The following is a 20,981-nucleotide window of genomic DNA, read 5'->3' as shown; positions in this document are numbered from 1 at the left end:
CGGACGCGGCGCATCATCCTTCGCCTTCCCAATCGTGCCACTCGACCGAATGGGATTTCAGATACGCCGACACGGTTTCGCCGACCGTCGGCATGAAATGATCCTCGCCGATCCGCTCGTACAATCCGTATCGCTTCAGGCTGTCCTTGACCGGCCCCTTGAGTTCCGCGAAGCATAGCTGCATGTCCGCATCGTCGAGTTCGTCGTCGAGCCTCGCCAGCATGTCGGCGGCGGTGACGTCGATATCCGTCACGGGCTCGGCCGCGATGGCGACCCAACGGGTACGGGTAGGCGCATCGCGCGCCGCGCTCATCACGCGCTCGTGAAAGATTTCCGCATTGGCGAAGAACAGCGGCGCATCCCAGCGCAGCAGAACCAGCCCGGGAATGCGCCGCGCGTCCGGATGACGCGCGATATCGTGATAGCCCTTCACGCCGTCGCGCCGGCCGAGCACGGCCGAATAAGGACGCCACGCCCGCCAGAGGAAAGCCAGCACGGCAAGCCCGAGTGCGATACCCACGCCAGCCACCACGCCCGACAGCACGACCCCGGCAAAGCATGCGAGCGACTGCACGAATTCCGGACGGCGCAGCCGGTAAAGCCGCCGCAGGCCGGCGATTTCGATCAACGAAAACGAGGCGGCCACGACCACGGCCCCCAGGGTGGCTTGCGGCGTGTCGCGGAGCGCCTGCGGGGCAAAAACCAGCAACGCCGCCACGATGAGCGCGGCAATCAGGCCGCAGGCCTGACTCTTCGCACCGGCCCCCTCGGCGACCGGCGTGCGCGATCCGCTGGCCGCGACCGAAAAGCCCTGGAACAGTCCCGCCGCGATATTCGCGATCCCGAGCGCGACGAATTCGCGATTGCGGTCGACACCGTCCCCGCTGCGCAGCCCGTATATCTGCGACAGCATGCTGATGTCCGTAAACGACACCAGCGCGATGGCAGCGGCACTGGCCGACAGTGCGAGCCATTCGCTCGACGCAAGCGCCGGAAAATCCGGCAACGGCAGCCCCCGAGGCAATGTGCCCACTACGCTGACACCGGCCCGGGCCGCCAGATCGAAATAGGCGGCCCCGACGGTGGCGACGGCCACGGCGACCAGCACCCCCGGCACTTTCGGCGCCCAGCGTCTGAACGCGAGAATGACGGCGAGCGACAGCACACCGATCGACAAGGCCACGAGGTTCGTTTTGCCGGCAGCAATGGCGCTCGCTACCGCGCGCAGTTGCTGCAGAATCGACGCTTCATGCACGGTCAGGCCGAGCAGCTTCGGTAACTGGCTGACGATGATCGTGACGATGATGCCGTTCAGATAGCCGTAGCGGATCGGCGTAGACAGCAGATCGGTGACGAAGCCCAGCCGGAACAGGCCAACCGCCAGACACAGGCCGCCGGACAGCAACGCAAGCGCGCCCGCGAGCGCGGCCGCATGCGCGGAGTTGCCGTGCGCGAGCGGCACGATGCTCGCCGCGATCAGCGCAATGAGCGCGGAATCTGGCCCGAGCACGAGGATGCGGCTCGGTCCGAACACCGCATAAGTGACCAGCGCGGCAATCGACGCATAGAGCCCCGACGCGGCGGACAGGCCGGACGCGATCGCATAGGCCATGCCGGCGGGCACCAGCACGGCGCTCAGCGTCACCCCCGCGGTGGCGTCGCCCGCCAGCCAGGCCATCCGGTACGTGCCGAGCCATGCGATACCGGGCACGCGGCACGCGATTTCCTTCAATCGTCGTACGAGGCTATCGCCGGCCACACGTGTCGCCTCCGCGCGTCGTGGCCGGCTCATGAACTGTCGGATCTCGTGATTCCATGCCGAGCCCTCTCCCAATCGTCCAACGGCGCGGGCGGCACCTTGCCGCTGTCGTGACAGCCCGGTGGAGGCTGTCTCCAGGCTGCCGCGAACGCCGGCGTTTGCGCAACGCGTTCGGATCGATCGCACTGCGCCAGTCCCGACGCGTCAGGTCGCGTAGTGGAAACGTCACGCATCGGTCCGGGTGCCCGTGTGCAGCAAGCCGCGTACCCGCCAGCAGCGCGCAACCGGTCGAACCGCTTCGATTCGAATGGCCCCTTCCCGATTACGACCAGTCGATTTGTACGTTTTACCTGGCTCGCGCACCTGTACGTGTCCGGACCTCGGCGCATGACGGGGAAGATGCAGGCGGGTATGTCGGCATGCCGGGCGCCATCGGCGGAACGGTCAAGGCCGCCGCCGAAGGGTGCAAAAAATGCTCGCCTGCGTCAGACGGCGAAGCGTCGCCGCCGAACGGCGTGCGAGCTGACCGGCCGATGACGAGAGCAAGGGAGTGCAATGGAAAGGGAACTGAAGCTGCTGGTAGACCGCGAGCACGTGGGTCGAATCCGCGAGTCGCCGCTGTTCGCGAAAAGCAGGAACGCCGGGGGGGCGGACACAACGCTCGTCAGCACCTACTACGACACATCGGAACTCGCATTTCGCCGCTGCAATGCGTCGCTGCGCGTGCGCGATCACGGTGACGGGACGGTCCAGACCATCAAGCTCGACGGCTCGGCGCAGGCAGGCGTGTACGAGCGCGACGAATTCGAAATGCCGGTCAACGGTCACGCACCGAATCTGAGCTTGTTCACCGATTCGATCCCCGCCGACAGCGATCTGGGAAAGCTGATTCGCGACGAACGCACCGCTTCGAATCTCGAAGCGCGCTTCGTCACCAGGATTCGCCGCACGGTGCTGCCATTGCGCCTGCCGTCGGACGAAGAAGTCGAGTTTGCGATCGACGAGGGCACCATCGAAACCGACACGGCTTCGACGCCCATCGTCGCGGTCGAGATGGAATTGAAGCGTGGCCGGCCCGACCGTCTCTATCAGATCGCGCTCGATCTGCTAGAGACGGTCCCGTTGCGCTTCGACCACCTGAGCAAGGCCGATCGCGGCTACGAAATGCTTGTGCAACGACACCAGACACCCGTGAAAGCGAAGTCGGTGACGCTCCATAAACGGGACAGCATCGAAGACGCCTTCCGCCAGATCGCGCACAATTGCCTTGAGCATATTCACGCGAACGAACGCGGTGTCGTGTCCGGTCACGACCCGTCGAGCGTGCATCAGATGCGGGTCGGCCTGCGGCGTCTGCGCTCGGCGCTCGATCTGTTCGACAAGGTTATTCCCCCTTATCCGGGGCTTCAGGACGAACTGCGCTGGATCGCATCGGAGCTCGGAGAGGCGCGCGACTGGGAGGTACTCGTTCGCTCGACACTCGGCCAGGCACTCGAGCAAACGCAGAAGAAGCCGGAACGTCGGGCAGTGGAACGCGCGTGCCAACGGGTGGCGACGGAAAAGCGCGCCAAGGCGGCCGCTGCCGCGGAGTCCGTCCGTTACACGCGACTGATTCTGCAACTGACGCTATGGCTAAACGGTGCACGCTGGCGTGACGGCATGTCGCCCGAGGCGTCCGAAGCCGTGCAAAAGCCGGCGAAGCGGCTCGCATCCGACATAGTGCGTCGCAGGCACAAAAAGTTGCTCAAGCGCGGCCGCGGGCTGGCCGGGCTCGACGATCGCCGCCGGCATCGGGCGCGTATCGCCGCGAAGAAACTTCGGTATGCGACGGAATTCTTTGCCTCGTTGTTTTCGAAGTCGGCCGTGAAGCATTATGTGGCGACGTTGAGTACGCTGCAGGACGATCTGGGCTGGCGCAACGACGCAGTGGTCGCGGACCGTCTGCTGGATTCGCTTCCCCGCGCCCACGGCGATACCGCATCGGGCGCCGCTTTCGTGCGAGGGTTCTGGGCTTCGCGCGTGGCCGCCGATTACGCTCACATGAAAAAATTGTGGAAGCGCTTCAGGCGGCTGTCTCCGCCTCGATAGAGATCGCATGCCGGCCACGCCGTATCGAGCCCGGCATAGCCGCAACCGCTGCGGCAGCGGGTGCTCGCGCAGCGCGCCCGTTCCGCGCGAGCACGCCGGGTTCTGCCGATGCTGCCGACGTTTCGCCGGCGCCGCGATCGAGCGCGCGTGGCCGATCGGCCAACGCGTCAGTGATGATGCGAACGGGCCGCCCGCGTCTGTGCCGCCTTCTTTGCCGCTGCCGAGCGGCCCGCCGCGCCCTTGGTCTGCGCCGCCTTCCTGGCCGCCGCGGAACGGCTCGCGGCCGGACGGCGCGCGGCCGCGCGCTTCGCCTGCTCCGACATCGCGGTCGACGACGCCCCCTTCTTACTCTCGCGCTTCAACACGGCGGTCGTGGTGCGCGAGCGTTTCGCTTTCGATTCGGTGCTCGGGCTCGTCTTTTTCCTGCCTTGTCCCGCAGCGGTGTCCTGTGCTGCCTTCTTGCGGGTCGCTTCGCTCGTCTTGCCCTTCGCGGGCGGCTCGAGATCGACACCCGCACGCCGCGCCTGCGACAGACCGATGGCGATTGCCTGTTTGGCGGAGCGTACGCCGTGCTTGCCGCTGCGTACGCGGTCGATCTCTTCCTTGACGAACTCGCCTGCTTGCGTGCTCGGCGACTTGCCGCTGCGCTTGTCGGCGCGCGCTCGCTGGATCGCTCTCTGTTCGGGCATGATCACTCTCCTCGATAAAGGCATACGCGCTTTTTCGAGCAACGGTCGTACCCGGCGCACCTTGAAGCGCGCGCGTGTGAGGCGACTGCTCGGCGCAATCCGGGTCACCCCGCGCGCAGCCGAAAACCGGCACGCTCCGACACCCGGCGAGCGCATCCGAATCAGCGAGCGCTCCGCTTATGCCGGCTGGTTGGATCGATAGCAGAATTTATCGGTTATCGGCCGCCCTCGGGGTTGGTACGTTAGCCGGCTCGCCTCACCGCAACCCATCCACCGAGGAACCCGCTTGATGACGTCGATGAACCGCCGCGCGTTTGCGCGCACGATACTGGCCGCGGGCCTCGCCGCCACGGGTATCCGCACGCGTGCGGAAAATGCGCCTGCCGCGCTGCGCATCGGCTACCAGAAATCGTCGACGCTGATCACGCTGCTCAAGGCGCACGGCACACTCGAGCAGGCGCTTGCGCCGCTCGGCCTGCGCGTGTCGTGGCATGAATTCGCGAGCGGATTGCCGCTGACCGAGGCGCTCAACGTCGGCGCCGTCGATTTCAGCGCCGACGTCGCCGATACGGTCCCGGTCTTCGCGCAGGCGGCCCACGCGCGTTTCGTGTATGTCGCGCAGGAAGCGCCGTCGCCGAAAGCACAGGCGATCATCGTGAAAAAGGACAGCGCATTGCGCACCCTCGCCGACCTGAAGGGCAAGCGCATCGCGGTCACCAAGGCCGCCGGCAGCCACTACCTGTTGCTCGTTGCGCTCGCACGCGCACGCCTCGCTGCCGCCGATACGGCGATCCACTACCTGACGCCCGCGGACGGCCGCGCGGCGTTCGAGCGCGACAGCGTGGACGCCTGGATCACGTGGGATCCCTATATCGCGTCGGTCGACCAGCGTCCCGATGTGCGGATTCTCGCCGACGGCAGCGGGCTCGCATCCTATCAGCGCTACTACCTCGCATCGAGCGGCTTCGCCGCCGCGCATCCCGATGCCGTCCGGATTCTGTTCGACCGCTTGTCGCAGACGGGCGCGTGGCTGCGCGATCACCAGCAGGAAGCCGCGAATACGCTCGCGCCCATCTGGGGGCTCGACGCCGCGACGATCGCACGCGCGAATTCGCGACGCAGCTACCTCGTGCGGCCGGTGATCGCGCAACACTTCGGCGAGCAGCAGCAGATCGCCGACACGTTCCTCGCGGCCGGGGTATTGCCGACCCGAGTCGACACGCAAGAAGCGCAGCGCTGGAATTTCACGGCGAATCGCGCGGAGCCGGTCGGCGTGTGAGAGACCGCCCCGCCAGGGCAGCAAATTTTTTTATGTGGCCGGCTGAAATTGTATTGACAGACTTTCCCGGCACGCTACAATAGCGGTCTTCGCATCGCAGCAAGCGAAACGTGCCCAGGTGGCGGAATTGGTAGACGCACTAGGTTCAGGTCCTAGCGGTGGCAACATCGTGGAGGTTCGAGTCCTCTCCTGGGCACCATCTGTTTTTGAAAAGGTCGGCTCTCAGCCGGCCTTTTTTCATTTCGAGCCCCCGAATCGATGCGCATGTTCGGCACGGGCTTCGCCTCCATCAAACTGCCCATTATTTTGGTTCGCGTCCCAAAATTATATTGACAGTCCGTAAAGACACGCTACAATAGCGGTCTTCGCATCGCAGCAAGCGAACGTGCCCAGGTGGCGGAATTGGTAGACGCACTAGGTTCAGGTCCTAGCGGTGGCAACACCGTGGAGGTTCGAGTCCTCTCCTGGGCACCATCTGTTTTTTGAAAAGGCCGGCTTTTAGCCGGCCTTTTTTCATTTCCGACCCCGGAACCGTTGCAGTCCCTCCGCTATCCCTCCCCGATTTCGGGTGTCCGCACCCGCCCTCCTTCCCTCGCCCGTCACGAAACAGAAACCGGGATTTCCCTAGGCTGACAGGTCCTCGCCCACGCGGTTAAATAAATCAACGTGATTTATTTAATGCGCCGCCGAGCGGTGCGACATGGAAGGAGACGCCATGAGAAGCCCGCACTTCGGCCAGGGAAGCAATTCGGCCAACGTGCGCCGTTACAACGAGCGCCTGTTGCTGAAGACGCTGCGCCGCGCGGGCAGCGCATCGAAGGCCGATCTCGCCCGTCTCGCGAGCATGACGGGGACGGCGGTCGGCAGCATCATCGCGTCGCTCGCCGACGCAAAGCTGATCGAGTTCGCCGGCCGCACCGAAGGCCAGCGCGGCCAGCCGGCTTCGCTGATCCGGCTCGATCCGCGCGGCGCGTTCGGCATCGGCGTCCATCTCGACCGGATGCGCATCGAGACGGCCCTCGTCAATTTCGCGGGCGACGTGCTCGGCCGCCGCTCGCACGACACGCTGCTTCCCCCGCCCGCCGACGTGCTCGAGATCGTGCGTCACGACATCGACGCGATGCAGGCCCTGCTCCCCGACCATGAACGCGCCCGTCTCACCGGTATCGGCGTCGCGCAGCCGTACAACCTCGGTGCGTGGATGCGCGAGCTCGGCCTCGCGCCCGACACGTTCCGCGCGTGGGAAGACGTCGATTTCGCGGCCGACCTCGGTCGCACGCTGTCGCTGCCCGTCTTCGGCGAAAACGACGGCAACGCAGCCGCGATCGCCGAACTGTTCTACGGATACGGCCGGCAGTGCGACGACTTCGTCTACCTGTTCATCGGGCCGGCGATCGGCGGCGGGATCGCGATCGACGGCGACTGCCTGCGCGGCGTGACGGGCAATGCGGGGGACATCGCGGTGATTCCGGTGCCGCCGAGCCGGCTGGCGTCCGCGCCGCCGCCGCGCGGCCAATGGGACATCCTGCTCGCGCGCGCATCGCTGCATGCGCTCGTGCGCCACCTGCGTCATCGCGGCGAAACGGTCGAGAACCGCGCCGATCTCGAAGCCTGCATCGCCCGCGGCCTGCCGGCCGTCGACGAATGGATCGACGATTGCGTCGACGCGCTCGCGCCGGCGTTGCGCGCGGTGTTGTGCGTGATCGACGCGCCGGTGGTCGTGATCGACGCCGACACCGACGCGGGCCTGCTCGACGCGGTCACGACCCGCCTGCGCGCGGCGCTCGTGGCCACCGCGCCGGAGGCCCGCGGTACGCCCGTGCTCGTGCGCGGCACGTTCGGCGCCGATGCCGGCGCGATCGGCGCCGCCACGCTGCCGATGTTTTTCAACTTTTCCCCGCGGGCCGGCATCCTCAAGGGCGCCCGCACCGACTCGCAGGAGGTCAACCATGTCGCGATCTGAGTCGCCCCGTCCGTTGCTCGAGATGCGCGGAATCAGCAAGACGTTCCCGGCCGTGCGCGCGCTCGACAACGTCAGCCTGACCGTCTATCCGGGCGAGATCCATTCGCTGATGGGCGAGAACGGCGCGGGCAAATCGACGCTGATGAAGATCCTGTCGGGCGCCTATCGCGCCGACGCCGGCGGCGAGATCCTGATCGACGGCCAACGCATCGACATCGACGGCCCGCTCGCCGCGCGCGATGCCGGCGTCGCGGTGATCTACCAGGAGCTGTGCCTGTCGCCGAACCTGACCGTCGCGGAAAACATCTACGTCGGTCGCGAACTGCGCCGCGGCAACCGGCGCTGGGGCACCATCGACCGCGCGGCGATGGCGCGCGGCTGCCAGGACGTGCTCGCACGCCTGGGCGCCCCGTTCGGACCGGACACGCTCGTCGACACGCTGTCGATCGCCGAACAGCAGCTCGTCGAAATCGCACGCGCCGTGCACACCCGCGCCCGCATCCTCGTGATGGACGAGCCGACCACGCCGTTGTCGTCGCGCGAAACCGAACACCTGTTCCGTCTGATCCGCCAGCTGCGCGAGGAAGGCCTCGCGATCATCTACATCAGCCACCGGATGGCGGAGATCTACGAACTGTCCGACCGCGTGTCGGTGCTGCGCGACGGCGCGTACGTCGGCACGCTGGAGCGCGCGGCGCTGTCGGCCGAGCGGCTCGTCGCGATGATGGTCGGCCGCGACATCTCCGGGTTCTACAAGAAGGAACACGCGCCGTACGACCCCGGCCACCTGCTGCTGTCGGTCCGCGACGTCGCCGACGGCGCGCGCGTGCGCGGCTGCAGCCTCGACCTGCATGCGGGCGAGGTGCTCGGCATCGCGGGCCTCGTCGGCGCGGGCCGCACCGAGCTCGCGCGGCTGATCTTCGGCGCCGAGCCGCGCGTGCGCGGCGACGTGAAGCTCGGCGAGCGCACGTTCGGCGCGCACTCGCCGCGCGACGCGATCGACGCGGGCCTCGTCTACCTGACCGAGGACCGCAAGCGCCAGGGCCTGTTCCTCGACATGAGCGTGCGCGACAACATCAACATCTCGGTGTGCAGCCGCGATGCCCGGCTCGGCGCGCTCGATCTCGCCCGCGGCGCCGAACGCGCACGCGACGCGATCGCATCGCTGTCGATCCGCGTACCGCACGCGAACGTCAACGTCGGCGCGCTGTCGGGCGGCAACCAGCAGAAAGTGCTGCTGTCGCGCCTGCTCGAAACGAAGCCGCGCGTGCTGATCCTCGACGAGCCGACGCGCGGCGTCGACATCGGCGCGAAATCCGAGATCTACCGGATCATCAACGAACTGGCCCGTGCCGGCGTAGGCGTGATCGTGATTTCGAGCGAACTGCCGGAAATCATCGGCGTCGCCGACCGCGTGCTCGTGATGCGCGAAGGCGAGATCGCGGGCGAACTCGGCGGCAACACGCATACGCCGATCACGCAGGAAGCGATCATCGCGCTCGCCACCGGCTCGCAGGCCGAGCTGGCCGACGCGCACTGACCCCGGCCCCTTCATTTCCCTCTTCTTTCAAGGTACCGAAATGATCAACCCGACCAAGCAGCGGAACCTCGCTTCCGCGACCGCCCATCCGGTCGCCAACCGCACGCCCCTGATGCGCGGCGCCGATCATCGCGCCCGCATGCAATCGCTGATCCGCACGGCCGGCATGCTGCCGGTGCTGCTGGTCCTGTGCGTCGGCTTCGGCTTCCTGACCGACGGCTTCTTCACGCTGCAGAACCTGTCGATCGTCACGCAGCAGGCGTCGATCAACATCGTGCTCGCCGCCGGCATGACCTTCGTGATCCTGACGGGCGGCATCGACCTGTCGGTCGGCTCGGTGCTCGCCGCCGCGGCCGTCGCGGCGCTGCTCGCGTCGACCATTCCCGGCTGGGGCTGGCTCGGCGTGCCGTTCGCGCTCGCCGTCGGTCTCGTGTTCGGCGCGATCAACGGCGGGTTGATCTCGTTCCTGCGCCTGCCGCCGTTCATCGTCACGCTCGGCGCGATGACGGCCGTGCGCGGCGTCGCGCGCCTGATCGGCAACGACACGACGGTGTTCAATCCGCAACTGCCGTTCGCGTTCATCGGCAACGGTTCGATCCTCGGCGTGCCGTGGCTCGTCGTGATCGCATGCGCGGTGATCGCGATCTCGTGGTTCATCCTGCGCCGCACGGTGCTCGGGATGCGGATCTATTCGGTCGGCGGCAACCCGGAAGCCGCGCGCCTGTCCGGCATCAACGTGCGGGCGATCCAGATGTTCGTGTATGCGGCGTCGGGCCTGCTCGCGGGCCTCGGCGCGGTGATGTCGGCCGCGCGCCTGTACGCGGCCAACGGCTTGCAGCTCGGCCAGTCGTACGAGCTCGACGCGATCGCCGCGGTGATCCTCGGCGGCACGAGCTTCGTCGGCGGCGTCGGTTCGATCGTCGGCACGCTGATCGGCGCGCTGATCATCGCGGTGCTGACCAACGGCCTCGTGCTGCTCGGCGTGTCCGACATCTGGCAGTACATCATCAAGGGGCTCGTGATCATCGGCGCGGTCGCGCTCGACCGCTATCGCCAGCGCGACTCGGCCCGGACCTGACATCCCTTTCCTCGTCGCTCAATCATCGAGGCGCAGGCCGGTCCTCCTGCGCCCGTTCGCCAACAGACCTCTCGGAGACACAACGACATGTTCAAGCACACCGCCGCCCTGACCGCCGTCGCCTGCGCACTCGCCTTCGGCGCCGGCGCCGCCCATGCAGCCGACAAGCCGCTGAAATCGATCGGCGTCACGGTCGGGTCGCTCGGCAACCCGTACTTCGTCACGATCGTGAAAGGCGCCGAAGCGCGCGCGAAGCAGCTCAACCCGAATGCGAAGATCACGGCCGTATCGGCCGACTACGACCTGAACAAGCAGTTCACGCAGATCGACAACTTCATCTCCGCGCACGTCGACATGATCCTGCTCAACGCGACCGATCCGAAGGCGATCGAGCCGGCGGTGAAGAAGGCGCAGGCAGCCGGCATCACGGTCGTCGCGGTGGACGTCGCGGCGGCCGGCGCGAACGCGACCGTGCAGACCAACAACGTGAAGGCCGGCGAACTCGCGTGCGACTACCTCGCGAAGAAGCTGAACGGCAAGGGCAACGTGATCATCGAGAACGGCCCGCAGGTGTCGGCCGTGATCGACCGCGTGAACGGCTGCAAGGCCGTGCTCGCGAAGAATCCTGGCATCAAGCTGCTGTCGAGCGACCAGGACGGCAAGGGCTCGCGCGAAGGCGGGATGAACGCGATGCAGGGCTATCTGACGCGCTTTCCGAAGCTCGACGGCGTGTTCACGATCAACGACCCGCAGGCGATCGGCAGCGATCTCGCGGCGAAACAGCTGAACCGCCCGAACATCGTGATCACGTCGGTCGACGGCGCGCCCGACATCGAGGCGGCGCTGAAGTCGAACACGCTCGTGCAGGCGTCGTCGAGCCAGGATCCGTGGGCGATGGCGCAGCAGGCCGTCAACGTCGGCTACGGGATCATGAACGGCCAGAAGCCGGCCAACCCGATGATCCTGATCGAGCCGACGCTCGTCACGCGCGACAACGTGAAGACCTACAAGGGCTGGAGTTCCCCGCGCTGATCGCGGCGACCGCCCGCGAGGCCGGGCGTTGCCGGGCCGCGTCGCCGCGCGCGACGGCCGGCACGGCCCGCCCGTTCGGATTCAGATCAACCGCCGTACGGCCGCACGCGACGCCGCGGCACGAGGTTTCAACATGACGATGACGTTTCCCCGCCTGATCGTTTTCGGCGAAGCGCTGACCGATTTCATCCGCGACGACGCACGGCACTGGCACAGCATCGCCGGCGGCTCGTGCTGGAACGTCGCGCGCGTCGCGTCGCGACTCGGCGCGCCGACGGCCTTCGCCGGCACGGTGAGCCGCGACATCTTCGGCGACGAACTGATGCGCAAGAGCGCCGACGCCGGGCTCGACATGCGTTTCATCCGGCAGGTCGACCGCGCACCGCTGCTCGCGATGGTCGTATCGAAGCAGCCGCCCCACTATTTCTTCATCGGCGAAAACAGCGCCGATCTCGCGTTCGATCCGGACGACTTGCCCGCCGGCGCCTTCGACGCGGCCGACATCGTGCACGTCGGCTCGCTCGGCGTCGTGCGCGAGCCGCTCGCGTCGCGCCTGATCGCGCTCGCGCAGGCCGCGCGCGCGGCCGGCAAGCGAATCTCGTTCGACCCGAACTTCCGCGCGCCGATGGCCGCGCCGTCGTATCGCGACACGCTACGCCGGCTGACCGCGCTCGCCGACTGGATCAAGGTATCCGACGAGGACCTGCGCGGGCTGTTTCCGGAACTCGACGAAGCGGCCGCGCTCGCGCAACTGCGCGCGTGGGCGCCCGACGCAACGATGCTCGTCACGCGCGGCGCAGCCGGCATGCAACTGCTGCATCGCGATACCGTGCTGTTCCAGCCCGCATTCCCGACCGAGGTTGCCGACACGGTCGGCTGCGGCGACGCGAGCATCGGCGGCTGGCTCGCGAGCCAGCTTGCACGGCCCGAAGCGTCGGCCGCCGAGCATCTGCGCTACGCGGCCGCGTGCGCGGCCGTCGCCTGTGCACATGCGGGCGCCTATGCGCCGACGGCCGCGGAAGTGGCCGACATGATCGAGCGCACCGCCGCCGGCGCCGCGCTTTCGCGATAGACGGCGCCGACGCGCCGCGCCGTCACGCGGCGGGCGTGCCGTCGTTGCCGTCGTTGCCGTTCGGCGGACTGCCGGCCTGCAACAGTTGCAGGCTCTCGTCGACGCTCAGTTCCGACATCGCAACGTCGTGCAGCGTGTCGTCCGCCGCGCGGCGCAGCGCATGCAGCGCGTGCACCTTGAGCCGCACGAGCGCGAGCCGCAGCCCGCGCGCCGCGCATTCGGCCGCGAACGTGCGCAACGATTCGATCGTCGTGCCGTCGACGTCCGGCGTTTCCTCGAGACTCAACATCACGGTCCGCGTGTCCGGTGCGGCCTTCATCAGCGTACGCACGCGATTGAGCATCCGGTCCGCATTCGCGAAGAACAACTGCGCCTCGGGCCGCACGATCAGTACGCCCGGCACCGGCTTCGCGTCGGCATGGCTCGCGACGTCGACGAAATCGTGGCTGTCGCGCAGCCGGCCGAGCACGCTGACGTTCGGTTCGGACAGCTTGCGCAGCGTCAGCAGCAGGCTCACGCCGATGGCCGCGAGCAGCCCGTGCAGCACGCCGAGCACGAGCACCGCGAGCAGCGACGCGATCACGACGAGCCGGTCGCGATGCCAGGCCCAGTACGGCCGGAACACGGACGGATGCAGCGAGTGGCTGACCGCGAAGATCACGATCGCCGCGAGCACGGGCTCGGGCGTACGCGCGAGCTGCGGCAGCAGCAGCCAGACGATCAGCGCGACCACGGCGGCCGCGCACAGGCCGGCCACGCGCGACTGCGCACCGGCCGCCTCGTTCGCCGAGGTCGCCGAATAGCCTGCGCCGACCGGCATCCCGTGCAGCAGGCCCGACACGAGGTTCGCACAGCCGAGCGCGACGAGGTCGCGGTTCGGCGACACGGTATCGCCGTGCTTCAGCGCGAAATTGCGGATCGATCCGTACGACTCCGCATACAGGATCAGCATCAGCGCGAATGCGAGCTCGACCGTCTGCATCCATGCGTTGCGGTCGAGATACGGCAAGCCGAATTCGAGGTGCCGGAAATCGATGTGGCCGACGACCGCGATTCCGTACCGCTGCCAGTCGATTGCATAACCCGCCGCGATCGACAGCACGATCACGACGAGCGTCGCGGGCACGCGCGAGCCGCGGCCGAGTACGAACAGCAGCGCGAGCGCCGTCGCGCCGAGCACCGCGCTCGCGAGATTCGCGTGCGGCGCGCCGGCGAGCAGGTCGAGCGCGACGTGCGGCGCATCGCCGTGCTGCACGGCAATCGCGAGAATCTTCGGGAGCTGCTTGATGACGATCGTCAGCGCGAGACCGAACGTGAAGCCGCGCAACACGGGCCGCGCGACGAAATCCGACATGCCGCCGAGTCGCGCGGCCCCGGCCAGAATGAACAGCACGCCCGTCATCGCGACGAGTGCGGCCGCGAGCGCAAGCTGGGCGTCCAGCGCCATTCCCGATTCGGCGAGGACGGTCGCGGCGAGCACCGCGGCCGACGACGACGTCGACGACACGATCGCGAAGCGGCTGCTGCCCGTCAGCGCATAAACGACGAGCCCCGACAGCAGCGCGATCAGGCCGGCCTGCGGCGGCAGGTTGGCGAGCCCCGCATACGCGACCGCCTCGGGAATCAGCAGGCCGGCAATCGACAGGCCGGCCAGCGCATCGAGGCCGACACGCCGCATGCGCGGTGCGGGCGACGCGTCGAGCGCCGCGAAATGGTCCGGACGCTGCGGGCCGGCGTCGGGGCGGATCGGGGCGGTCGTCATGAGGCGGTCGGCGCCGGTCAGGGTTTGACGGCAATCACGCCCGACCAGCCGGGCAAATAGCGCGCGTCCTGGTCGTGCGCGCGCTGCAGCGCGATATCGAGCGCCTTCGCGAAGTTCTTGCGGATCTGGTCGAGCGATACGTGCTGGCGCAGATAGTCGGCCCACAGGAATTCGCTGAACGGCGTCGCGTCCTTCGCATAACCGCCCGCCGTGCGCAACTCGCCGGCGAGGCTGCGGTACGGATCGTCCTCGAGCCCCGTGAGCGCCTTCGGCAAATGCGCATAATCGCGCCGCGAGCCGTCCGGGCCGAACGGATGCACCCACTGGTTGTGCTCCATCATCCGCCAGAAGATCGTGTCGTCGAGCCACGACAGGTCCTTCAGCAGCATCGCGTTCACGCGCGCCTCGCCCTCCTCGATCAGCGCGAGGCCGAGATGGTGGTGATCGGTGATGTAGTGCAGCCCGTCCGGGCCGAGGACGGCCGGGAACCAGTGCGATTCGATCGCGGCCTTGCGCGCGCGCTTGTTCAGCGCCTTCCAGTGTTTGCGCTTCGCCTTGACTTCGCGATAGCCGACCGTCATCTGGGTCGGACGCAGTGCGTCGAGCCTGACGGGAATGAGATGAACGTCGTTGCCGAGTGCCATGGTCGTACCCCATGTTGCGAATTTCCGGCAACGATACTCCTGATCGCGCAAGCCGTTAATCCCTCATGAGCGCGACGGGCGTCCGGTTGACGATCTCTGACACCTGCCCACGCGCACGACGTCGCACTACGCGCACAAATCGTTGCGTTCGAGGCGATGCCGAATGTAAGGAATGCCGTCGTGCACGACGCTCACGCGCCGCATGCCGAGCTTGCGCGCCACGTTCAGCGAGCCATGATTGGCCTGCGCGATATCGGCGATCACGCGCGGCAGGCGCACGGTGTCGAACGCATGCCGCACGACGGCCGCCGCGGCCTCGCTCGCGATGCCGCGCCCCCACGTCGCCCGCACGAGCCGCCAGCCGATCTCGACGTCGCGCGATGCGTCCTGATAGTCGGGAATCAGCAGGATCCAGCCGACGAACACGTCGGGCGCGGCCTTCTCGAAGATCGACCAGTAGCCGAGGCCCGGCGGATAGTCGCACGTGATCCGGTGCGTGACGAAGCGTCGATGCTCGTCGGGGTCGTGCCACGGGCCCGCGATGTGGCGCGTGACCTCGGGATCGCGATCCATCTCGATGCATGCCTCGAGATCGGCCAGCACGCGCGGCCGCAACCACAGCCTCGCGGTTTCGAGCACGGGCAACGTGTCGGCGGAACGGTCATTCATCGGGACTCCTGATGCGGTGGCGTTGCGCATCGAGCGCATTACAGAACGGATACAAAAATCCTTCCGGAAGGATACAGACACCTGTCGCGTGCGTCGCGCGGTTCCGTTTCCGTTTCCGAAACAGTGCATTTCGTAGGGATTATTCCCGATTCGCGGTTATCGCGCCCCACATCGCGCAGCGCGCGGGCCTACACTCGATCAGTGCCCCCGCGCCGCGCGCGCGCCGGGCCGGCATCCGCATGCAAATCGCGAGCGCGCAAGCCAACGAGGAGACCCCGGACATGAGCTGGACCCGCGAGCAACGCAACGTCACGATCGCCGCCTACCTGGGCTGGACGCTCGATGCATTCGATTTTTTCCTGATGGTTTTCGTGCTGAAGGACATCGCCGCGGAATTCTCGTCGACGATTCCCGCCGTCGCGTTCGCGCTCACGCTGACGCTCGCGATGCGCCCGCTCGGCGCATTGATCTTCGGCCGCCTCGCCGACCGCTTCGGTCGCCGCCCGACGCTGATGGTCAACATCGCGTGCTATTCGCTGCTCGAACTGGCATCGGGTTTCGCGCCGAGCCTGACCGCGCTGCTCGTGTTGCGCGCGCTGTTCGGCATCGCGATGGGCGGCGAATGGGGCGTCGGCTCCGCGCTGACGATGGAAACCGTGCCGACCCACGCGCGCGGCTTCGTGTCGGGGCTGCTGCAGGCCGGCTATCCGAGCGGCTATCTGCTCGCATCCGTCGTGTTCGGCCTGTTCTACCAATACATCGGCTGGCGCGGGATGTTCATGGTCGGCGTGCTGCCCGCGCTGCTCGTGCTGTACGTGCGGGCGCACGTGCCCGAATCGCCGGCATGGAAACAGATGGAGAAGCGCCCGCGCCCGAGTCTCGGCGCCACGCTGAAGCAGAACTGGAAACTCACGATCTACGCGATCGTGCTGATGACCGCGTTCAACTTCTTCTCGCATGGCACGCAGGATCTCTATCCGACGTTCCTGCGCGAGCAGCATCGCTTCGATCCGCATACCGTATCGTGGATCACGATCGTGCTGAACATCGGCGCGATCGTCGGCGGCCTGTCGTTCGGCGCGATCTCGGAGCGCATCGGCCGACGCCGCGCGATCTTCATCGCCGCGCTGATCGCACTGCCCGTGCTGCCGCTGTGGGCGTTCTCGAGCGGCGCGATCGCGCTCGCCGCCGGCGCGTTCCTGATGCAGATCTCGGTACAGGGCGCGTGGGGCGTGATACCGGTTCACCTGAACGAGATCTCGCCCGACGAGATCCGCGCGACCTTCCCCGGCGTCGTCTACCAGCTCGGCAATCTGCTCGCGTCGGGCAACGCGACGATGCAGGCGTCGCTCGCCGTGTCGAACGGCAACGATTACGGCTTCGCGCTCGCACTGGTGGCCGGCATCGTCGCCGTCGCGATCGCGGTGCTGATCCTGTTCAGCCGCGAGCGGCGCGGCATCGACATGACGCAATCGGTCAATACGCGTACCGCCGCCGGGTGAACCCGCACGTTGCGGCATCGCATCATCGCGCGCGCCCCGCCCCGCCGGGAGCGGGTGCGGCGCTTTCCGCACCTGCACATCGAACTAGAGGAATTGGTCCAGATTCCGCGCTTGCCCGGTCCGCCCGCGTTTTTTTATCTTAATGAAAACGACTGTTTGAATCAGATAATCAAATCACCTGTTCGCGGCCGGGCAACCGGCATGGGAGGCGGAACATGGCAGTAAGTCAGGAGGGGCGGCCATCTGCGGGACGGTCGTCCGGGGCGCGGTCATCCGGCACGCGGCAGACCGGCGGGACGAAGGCGCGCATTCTCGATGCGGCCGAGGATCTGTTCATCGAACACGGCTTCGAAGCGATGTCGATGCGGCAGATCACCTCGCGCGCGGCGGTCAATCTCGCCGCGGTCAACTACCACTTCGGCAGCAAGGAAGCGCTGATCCACGCGATGCTGTCGCGCCGGCTCGACCAGTTGAACCAGGAGCGCCTCGGCATCCTCGACCGCTTCGATGCGCAACTCGGCACGCACATCACCTGCGAGCACGTGCTCGGCGCGATGTTCATTCCGGCGCTGAAGGCATCGCGCGATCCCGAACGCGGCGGGCCCGGGTTTCTGCGGCTGATCGGCCGCGCCTACACCGATCCTTCGCCGTTCGTGCGCAACTTCCTGACCGCGCACTACGCGAGCGTCGCGGGCCGCTTCTTCGACGCCTTCCAGCGCGCGCTGCCGCACCTGCCGCGCACCGAGCTCGGCTGGCGGCTGCACTTCGCGATCGGCGCGCTGTCCGGCGCGCTCGCGGGCGCCGAAACGGAAAGCCTGATCGACGAATTCTCGCAAGGCCGCACGATGAACGACGTGCAGATGATCGCGCGGCTGTCGTCGCTGATCGTCGCCGCGCTGAAGGCGCCGATGCCCGACAGCGCACAACTGTCGATCTTCGCGGCAGTGCTCGACGACGCCGGTGCAAGCGAAGCATTCGGGCTGCCGCAGTCGGCTCCGGCCGCCGCCGAGACGGCGCCGGTGCATTCCACGAACTGAGCGCGCGAGGCCACGCGCGGCTTCCTGTTCACGATTTGATTGATACGCGCGGTCGTGCGCGGCGTCGAGGCGCCCGCGTCGACCGGCCGCGAAGCACGGGGCATGGGCTGGCGCTGGCGCGCCGACCCTCGCCGAGCGCCAAGACCGGAGACACGTCATGTCATCTTCCGCAGCACCCACCTCGGCTCAGATTCCGCCGAACACCGATGCCATCTGGTACGCGTCGTACCCGCCCGGCGTCCCGCACGAGATCGACGTCACGCAATACGCGTCGCTCGTGCAGTTCTTCGACGAATGCACGACCCGCTTCGCCGACCGCGTCGCCTACGTGAGCGCCGGCGCGTCGATGACCTACCGCACGCTCGCGCGGAAAGTCGACGCGTTCGCGTCGTATCTGCAAAGCCTCGGCGTGAAGCCCGGCGACCGCGTCGCGATCATGCTGCCGAACACGTTCCAGTATCCGGTCGCGCTGTTCGGCACGCTGAAGGCCGGCGCGATCGTCGTCAACGTGAATCCGCTCTACACCGTGCGCGAACTCGCGCACCAGCTGAAGGACAGCGGCGCGCAGACGATCGTCGTGTTCGAGAACTTCGCGCGCACGCTGCAGGACGCGCTGCCGGAAACGCAGGTGAAACACATCGTCGTCACCGCGCTCGGCGATCTGCTCGCCGACGGTTTCAACGCGAAAGGACGCCTGATCAATTTCGTGCTGAAGCACGTGAAGAAGCTCGTGCCGGCCTATCACCTGCCGCAGGCGGTCCGGCTGCGCTCCGCCCTCGCGCTCGGCGCGCGCGGCAAGCCGCAACCGGTGCAGACCACGCGCGACGATCTCGCGTTCCTGCAGTACACGGGCGGCACGACCGGCGTCGCGAAAGGCGCGATGCTCACGCACGGCAACCTGATCGCGAACCTGCTGCAGGCGAAGGCCTGGATTGCCGACCAGGTGTCGGGCGACGTCGAAACCGTGCTCACGCCGCTGCCGCTCTATCACATCTATTCGCTGACGGTGAACGCGTTCATCTTCATGGGGCTCGGCGGCCGCAACATCCTGATCGCGAATCCGCGCGACATGAAGATGGTGATGAAGATCATCCGCCACGAGACGTTCACGGGGATCACCGGCATCAACACGCTGTACAACGCGTTCCTCGACAACGACGAATTCCGCCAGCGCGACTTCTCGAAGCTCAAGCTCGCGATGGCGGGCGGGATGGCGATGCAGCGCGCGGTCGCCGAGCGCTTCCAGCAGGTGACGGGCCGGCCGGTGGTCGAAGGCTACGGTCTCACGGAGTGTTCGCCGATCGTCACGATGAATCCCGTGGACCTGAACGACATGGCCGCGTTCAGCGGTTCGATCGGCCTGCCCGCGCCATCGACCGTCGTGCGCTTTCGTCGCGAGGACGGCACCTGGGCCGCGATCGGCGAGCCGGGCGAGCTGTGCGTGCGCGGCCCGCAGGTGATGCGCGGCTACTGGCAGCGCCCCGACGAGACGGCCAAGGTGATCGACGCCGACGGCTGGCTCGCCACCGGCGACATCGGCGTGATGGACGAACGCGGCTTCATCCGCCTCATCGATCGCAAGAAGGACATGATCCTCGTGTCGGGCTTCAACGTGTATCCGAACGAGATCGAGGAAGTGCTCGTGATGCATCCCGGCATCAGCGAAGCCGCGGCCATCGGCATTCCGGACGAAGTACAGGGCGAGCGGATCAAGGTGTTCGTCGTGCGTCGCGACCCGTCGTTGACGGCCGAGGACGTACTCGCGCACTGCCGCAAGAACCTGACCGGCTACAAGATGCCGAAATTCGTCGAGTTCCGCGACGCACTGCCGCAGACGAACGTCGGCAAGATCCTGCGCCGCGCGCTGCGCGACGAGGAACTCGCCAAAATCCAGGCCGCGAAGCAAGGCTGAACGATCCATCGCTGCGGGAGACGCTATCGATGAACGAAGGAATGAAGCGCCGCGCGCGGCATGCCGCCGCGGCAGCCGTCGCATGCGTGCTGTCGCTCGCGCAGGCGGGCTTGCATGCACAGGAACAGGCCGACGCCGCGAGCGCGGCACCGGCCGCCGCGCTCCCCGCGGATCTCGCGAAGGTCACGCACGAGCCGCTCGCGCAGCAGGCGCGCTGGCTGCGCACGGCGGCCCAGCGCGGCACGCTCGCGCAACTCGACGATGCAACGCTCACGGCGCTCTTCAAGGCGCTCGATCCGCTGGCCGTGCCGCTCTATATCCGTAACGGCCCCAACGGCTATCCGTCTTACCAGTTCACGATGGTGCGCCAGGAGCGCATCAACGGGAAATGGTCCGACACGCCCGACCGCATGCTCGTGAAGACGACCCGCGAGCCGCTGCGCGTGTATGCGAAATGGTTGCCGGGCGGCGCGCATGCCGGACAGGAGACGATCTACGACACGACGCAGCGCAAGGACGAGATGTACGGCCATCTCGGCGGCCTGCTCGGCAAGATTCCGTTATGGACGGCGATCGACGGCGCGCTCGCGCGCGCCCAGTCGAATCACCAGGTGAAGGATCTCGGCACCGAATTCATCGCGAACCTGTACCTGGCCGAAGGGAAGAAATACCTGGAAGCCGGCGTACAGCGACCGACCGACGTGCAAGCCAGGACGATCGGCGGCGTGCGCGTCGTCGCGCTCACGTACGAAACGCCGACCGGCCGGCCGCAGTTCTATGCGAAAAAGGAAGTGCTGGGGCTCGACCTGCACGCCCCCTATTTCCGGACCGTCGAGTCCTATGACAACGACGGCAGGATTTTCGAGCGGATCGTCATCGAGAAAATCGCGCCGACACCCCTCGACGACACCGCATTCGACCCGAAAAACCCCGACTACGCGTTCTGACGCGCGCC

At 67.1% G+C, this 20,981-nt stretch carries 16 protein-coding genes and 2 tRNA genes; 13 read left to right on the top strand and 5 right to left on the bottom strand.

Annotation, left to right across the window (positions count from 1 at the left end; translation table 11 throughout):
• Positions 1-13: 13 nt before the first annotated feature.
• Positions 14-1,792 (bottom strand): SulP family inorganic anion transporter, encoded by a 1,779-nt coding sequence (locus WT53_RS15395; protein ID WP_373558450.1) that lies wholly within the window; start codon positions 1,790-1,792, stop codon positions 14-16.
• A gap of 522 nt (positions 1,793-2,314) precedes the next feature.
• Here WT53_RS15395 and WT53_RS15390 point away from each other — a divergent pair.
• A complete protein-coding gene (locus WT53_RS15390) occupies positions 2,315-3,847 on the top strand; it encodes a CYTH and CHAD domain-containing protein (protein ID WP_060260445.1) in 1,533 nt (510 codons plus the stop codon).
• A 167-nt stretch (positions 3,848-4,014) separates the two neighbouring features.
• On the opposite strand, the gene WT53_RS15385 is transcribed toward WT53_RS15390, so the two are convergent.
• Entirely contained in the window at positions 4,015-4,536 is a 522-nt protein-coding gene (locus WT53_RS15385) for a DUF6496 domain-containing protein (protein ID WP_059830867.1), read from the bottom strand.
• A 289-nt stretch (positions 4,537-4,825) separates the two neighbouring features.
• On the opposite strand from WT53_RS15385, the gene WT53_RS15380 reads away from it, so the two are divergent.
• From WT53_RS15380 to WT53_RS15345, 8 genes are all read left to right on the top strand, one after another.
• Positions 4,826-5,815: an aliphatic sulfonate ABC transporter substrate-binding protein gene (locus tag WT53_RS15380; RefSeq protein ID WP_034207158.1), complete on the top strand. Its 990-nt coding sequence runs from the start codon at positions 4,826-4,828 to the stop codon at positions 5,813-5,815.
• Positions 5,816-5,927: 112 nt separating this feature from the next.
• Positions 5,928-6,014: transfer RNA gene (locus WT53_RS15375), tRNA-Leu, on the top strand.
• Positions 6,015-6,202: 188 nt separating this feature from the next.
• A tRNA-Leu gene (locus WT53_RS15370) sits at positions 6,203-6,289 on the top strand.
• 241 nt (positions 6,290-6,530) lie between these two features.
• Entirely contained in the window at positions 6,531-7,778 is a 1,248-nt protein-coding gene (locus tag WT53_RS15365) for an ROK family protein (RefSeq protein WP_034207157.1), read from the top strand.
• The gene (locus tag WT53_RS15360) at positions 7,765-9,318 is read left to right on the top strand and encodes a sugar ABC transporter ATP-binding protein (RefSeq protein WP_034207156.1); all 1,554 of its coding nucleotides are present in this window, start codon (positions 7,765-7,767) and stop codon (positions 9,316-9,318) included. Before WT53_RS15365 ends, WT53_RS15360 begins: the two co-directional genes overlap by 14 nt.
• A gap of 40 nt (positions 9,319-9,358) precedes the next feature.
• Positions 9,359-10,396 carry a ribose ABC transporter permease gene (locus WT53_RS15355; protein WP_034207155.1) on the top strand — a complete coding sequence of 346 codons (1,038 nt, stop codon included), beginning with the start codon at positions 9,359-9,361 and terminating at the stop codon, positions 10,394-10,396.
• 87 nt (positions 10,397-10,483) lie between these two features.
• Entirely contained in the window at positions 10,484-11,428 is a 945-nt protein-coding gene (locus WT53_RS15350; RefSeq protein ID WP_034207154.1) for an ABC transporter substrate-binding protein, read from the top strand.
• A 133-nt stretch (positions 11,429-11,561) separates the two neighbouring features.
• On the top strand, positions 11,562-12,500 hold the full coding sequence (locus tag WT53_RS15345) for a carbohydrate kinase (protein WP_060260746.1): 939 nt from the start codon (positions 11,562-11,564) through the stop codon (positions 12,498-12,500).
• A gap of 22 nt (positions 12,501-12,522) precedes the next feature.
• Here the strand turns inward: WT53_RS15345 and WT53_RS15340 are convergent, their stop codons facing one another.
• From WT53_RS15340 to WT53_RS15330, 3 genes are all read right to left on the bottom strand, one after another.
• The gene (locus WT53_RS15340; RefSeq protein ID WP_060260442.1) at positions 12,523-14,262 is read right to left on the bottom strand and encodes a SulP family inorganic anion transporter; all 1,740 of its coding nucleotides are present in this window, start codon (positions 14,260-14,262) and stop codon (positions 12,523-12,525) included.
• A gap of 17 nt (positions 14,263-14,279) precedes the next feature.
• A complete protein-coding gene (locus WT53_RS15335; protein WP_060260438.1) occupies positions 14,280-14,906 on the bottom strand; it encodes a ParB-like protein in 627 nt (208 codons plus the stop codon).
• 126 nt (positions 14,907-15,032) lie between these two features.
• Positions 15,033-15,575 (bottom strand): GNAT family N-acetyltransferase, encoded by a 543-nt coding sequence (locus tag WT53_RS15330; RefSeq protein ID WP_060260435.1) that lies wholly within the window; start codon positions 15,573-15,575, stop codon positions 15,033-15,035.
• A 281-nt stretch (positions 15,576-15,856) separates the two neighbouring features.
• Here WT53_RS15330 and WT53_RS15325 point away from each other — a divergent pair, with 281 nt between their 5' ends.
• The 4 genes from WT53_RS15325 to WT53_RS15310 all read left to right on the top strand — a co-directional run bounded on the left by WT53_RS15325 (position 15,857) and on the right by WT53_RS15310 (position 20,973).
• A complete protein-coding gene (locus WT53_RS15325) occupies positions 15,857-17,077 on the top strand; it encodes an MFS transporter (protein WP_034207150.1) in 1,221 nt (406 codons plus the stop codon).
• Positions 17,078-17,292: 215 nt separating this feature from the next.
• A complete protein-coding gene (locus WT53_RS15320; protein WP_060260432.1) occupies positions 17,293-18,114 on the top strand; it encodes a TetR/AcrR family transcriptional regulator in 822 nt (273 codons plus the stop codon).
• A 157-nt stretch (positions 18,115-18,271) separates the two neighbouring features.
• The gene (locus WT53_RS15315) at positions 18,272-20,026 is read left to right on the top strand and encodes an AMP-binding protein (RefSeq protein WP_034207148.1); all 1,755 of its coding nucleotides are present in this window, start codon (positions 18,272-18,274) and stop codon (positions 20,024-20,026) included.
• A 29-nt stretch (positions 20,027-20,055) separates the two neighbouring features.
• On the top strand, positions 20,056-20,973 hold the full coding sequence (locus WT53_RS15310) for a DUF1571 domain-containing protein (protein ID WP_060260429.1): 918 nt from the start codon (positions 20,056-20,058) through the stop codon (positions 20,971-20,973).
• Positions 20,974-20,981: the final 8 nt, after the last annotated feature.

It is taken from the genome of Burkholderia sp. MSMB2157WGS (assembly GCF_001532755.1).
Taxonomy (GTDB): domain Bacteria; phylum Pseudomonadota; class Gammaproteobacteria; order Burkholderiales; family Burkholderiaceae; genus Burkholderia.
The sequence above is the reverse complement of the archived record's forward strand: the minus strand, read 5'-3'. Positions and strand labels throughout refer to the sequence as shown.

Excerpts from the sequence above, each read along its gene's own strand:
- WT53_RS15385 (WP_059830867.1), bottom strand. The coding sequence starts at position 4,536 with ATGCCCGAACAGAGAGCGATCCAGCGAGCGCGCGCCGACAAGCGCAGC.
- WT53_RS15380 (WP_034207158.1), top strand. The coding sequence starts at position 4,826 with ATGACGTCGATGAACCGCCGCGCGTTTGCGCGCACGATACTGGCCGCG.
- WT53_RS15390 (WP_060260445.1), top strand. The coding sequence starts at position 2,315 with ATGGAAAGGGAACTGAAGCTGCTGGTAGACCGCGAGCACGTGGGTCGA.
- WT53_RS15310 (WP_060260429.1), top strand. The coding sequence starts at position 20,056 with ATGAACGAAGGAATGAAGCGCCGCGCGCGGCATGCCGCCGCGGCAGCC.
- WT53_RS15365 (WP_034207157.1), top strand. The coding sequence starts at position 6,531 with ATGAGAAGCCCGCACTTCGGCCAGGGAAGCAATTCGGCCAACGTGCGC.
- WT53_RS15335 (WP_060260438.1), bottom strand. The coding sequence starts at position 14,906 with ATGGCACTCGGCAACGACGTTCATCTCATTCCCGTCAGGCTCGACGCA.
- WT53_RS15345 (WP_060260746.1), top strand. The coding sequence starts at position 11,562 with ATGACGATGACGTTTCCCCGCCTGATCGTTTTCGGCGAAGCGCTGACC.
- WT53_RS15330 (WP_060260435.1), bottom strand. The coding sequence starts at position 15,575 with ATGAATGACCGTTCCGCCGACACGTTGCCCGTGCTCGAAACCGCGAGG.
- WT53_RS15355 (WP_034207155.1), top strand. The coding sequence starts at position 9,359 with ATGATCAACCCGACCAAGCAGCGGAACCTCGCTTCCGCGACCGCCCAT.
- WT53_RS15360 (WP_034207156.1), top strand. The coding sequence starts at position 7,765 with ATGTCGCGATCTGAGTCGCCCCGTCCGTTGCTCGAGATGCGCGGAATC.
- WT53_RS15340 (WP_060260442.1), bottom strand. The coding sequence starts at position 14,262 with ATGACGACCGCCCCGATCCGCCCCGACGCCGGCCCGCAGCGTCCGGAC.
- WT53_RS15325 (WP_034207150.1), top strand. The coding sequence starts at position 15,857 with ATGAGCTGGACCCGCGAGCAACGCAACGTCACGATCGCCGCCTACCTG.
- WT53_RS15395 (WP_373558450.1), bottom strand. The coding sequence starts at position 1,792 with ATGAGCCGGCCACGACGCGCGGAGGCGACACGTGTGGCCGGCGATAGC.
- WT53_RS15320 (WP_060260432.1), top strand. The coding sequence starts at position 17,293 with ATGGCAGTAAGTCAGGAGGGGCGGCCATCTGCGGGACGGTCGTCCGGG.
- WT53_RS15315 (WP_034207148.1), top strand. The coding sequence starts at position 18,272 with ATGTCATCTTCCGCAGCACCCACCTCGGCTCAGATTCCGCCGAACACC.
- WT53_RS15350 (WP_034207154.1), top strand. The coding sequence starts at position 10,484 with ATGTTCAAGCACACCGCCGCCCTGACCGCCGTCGCCTGCGCACTCGCC.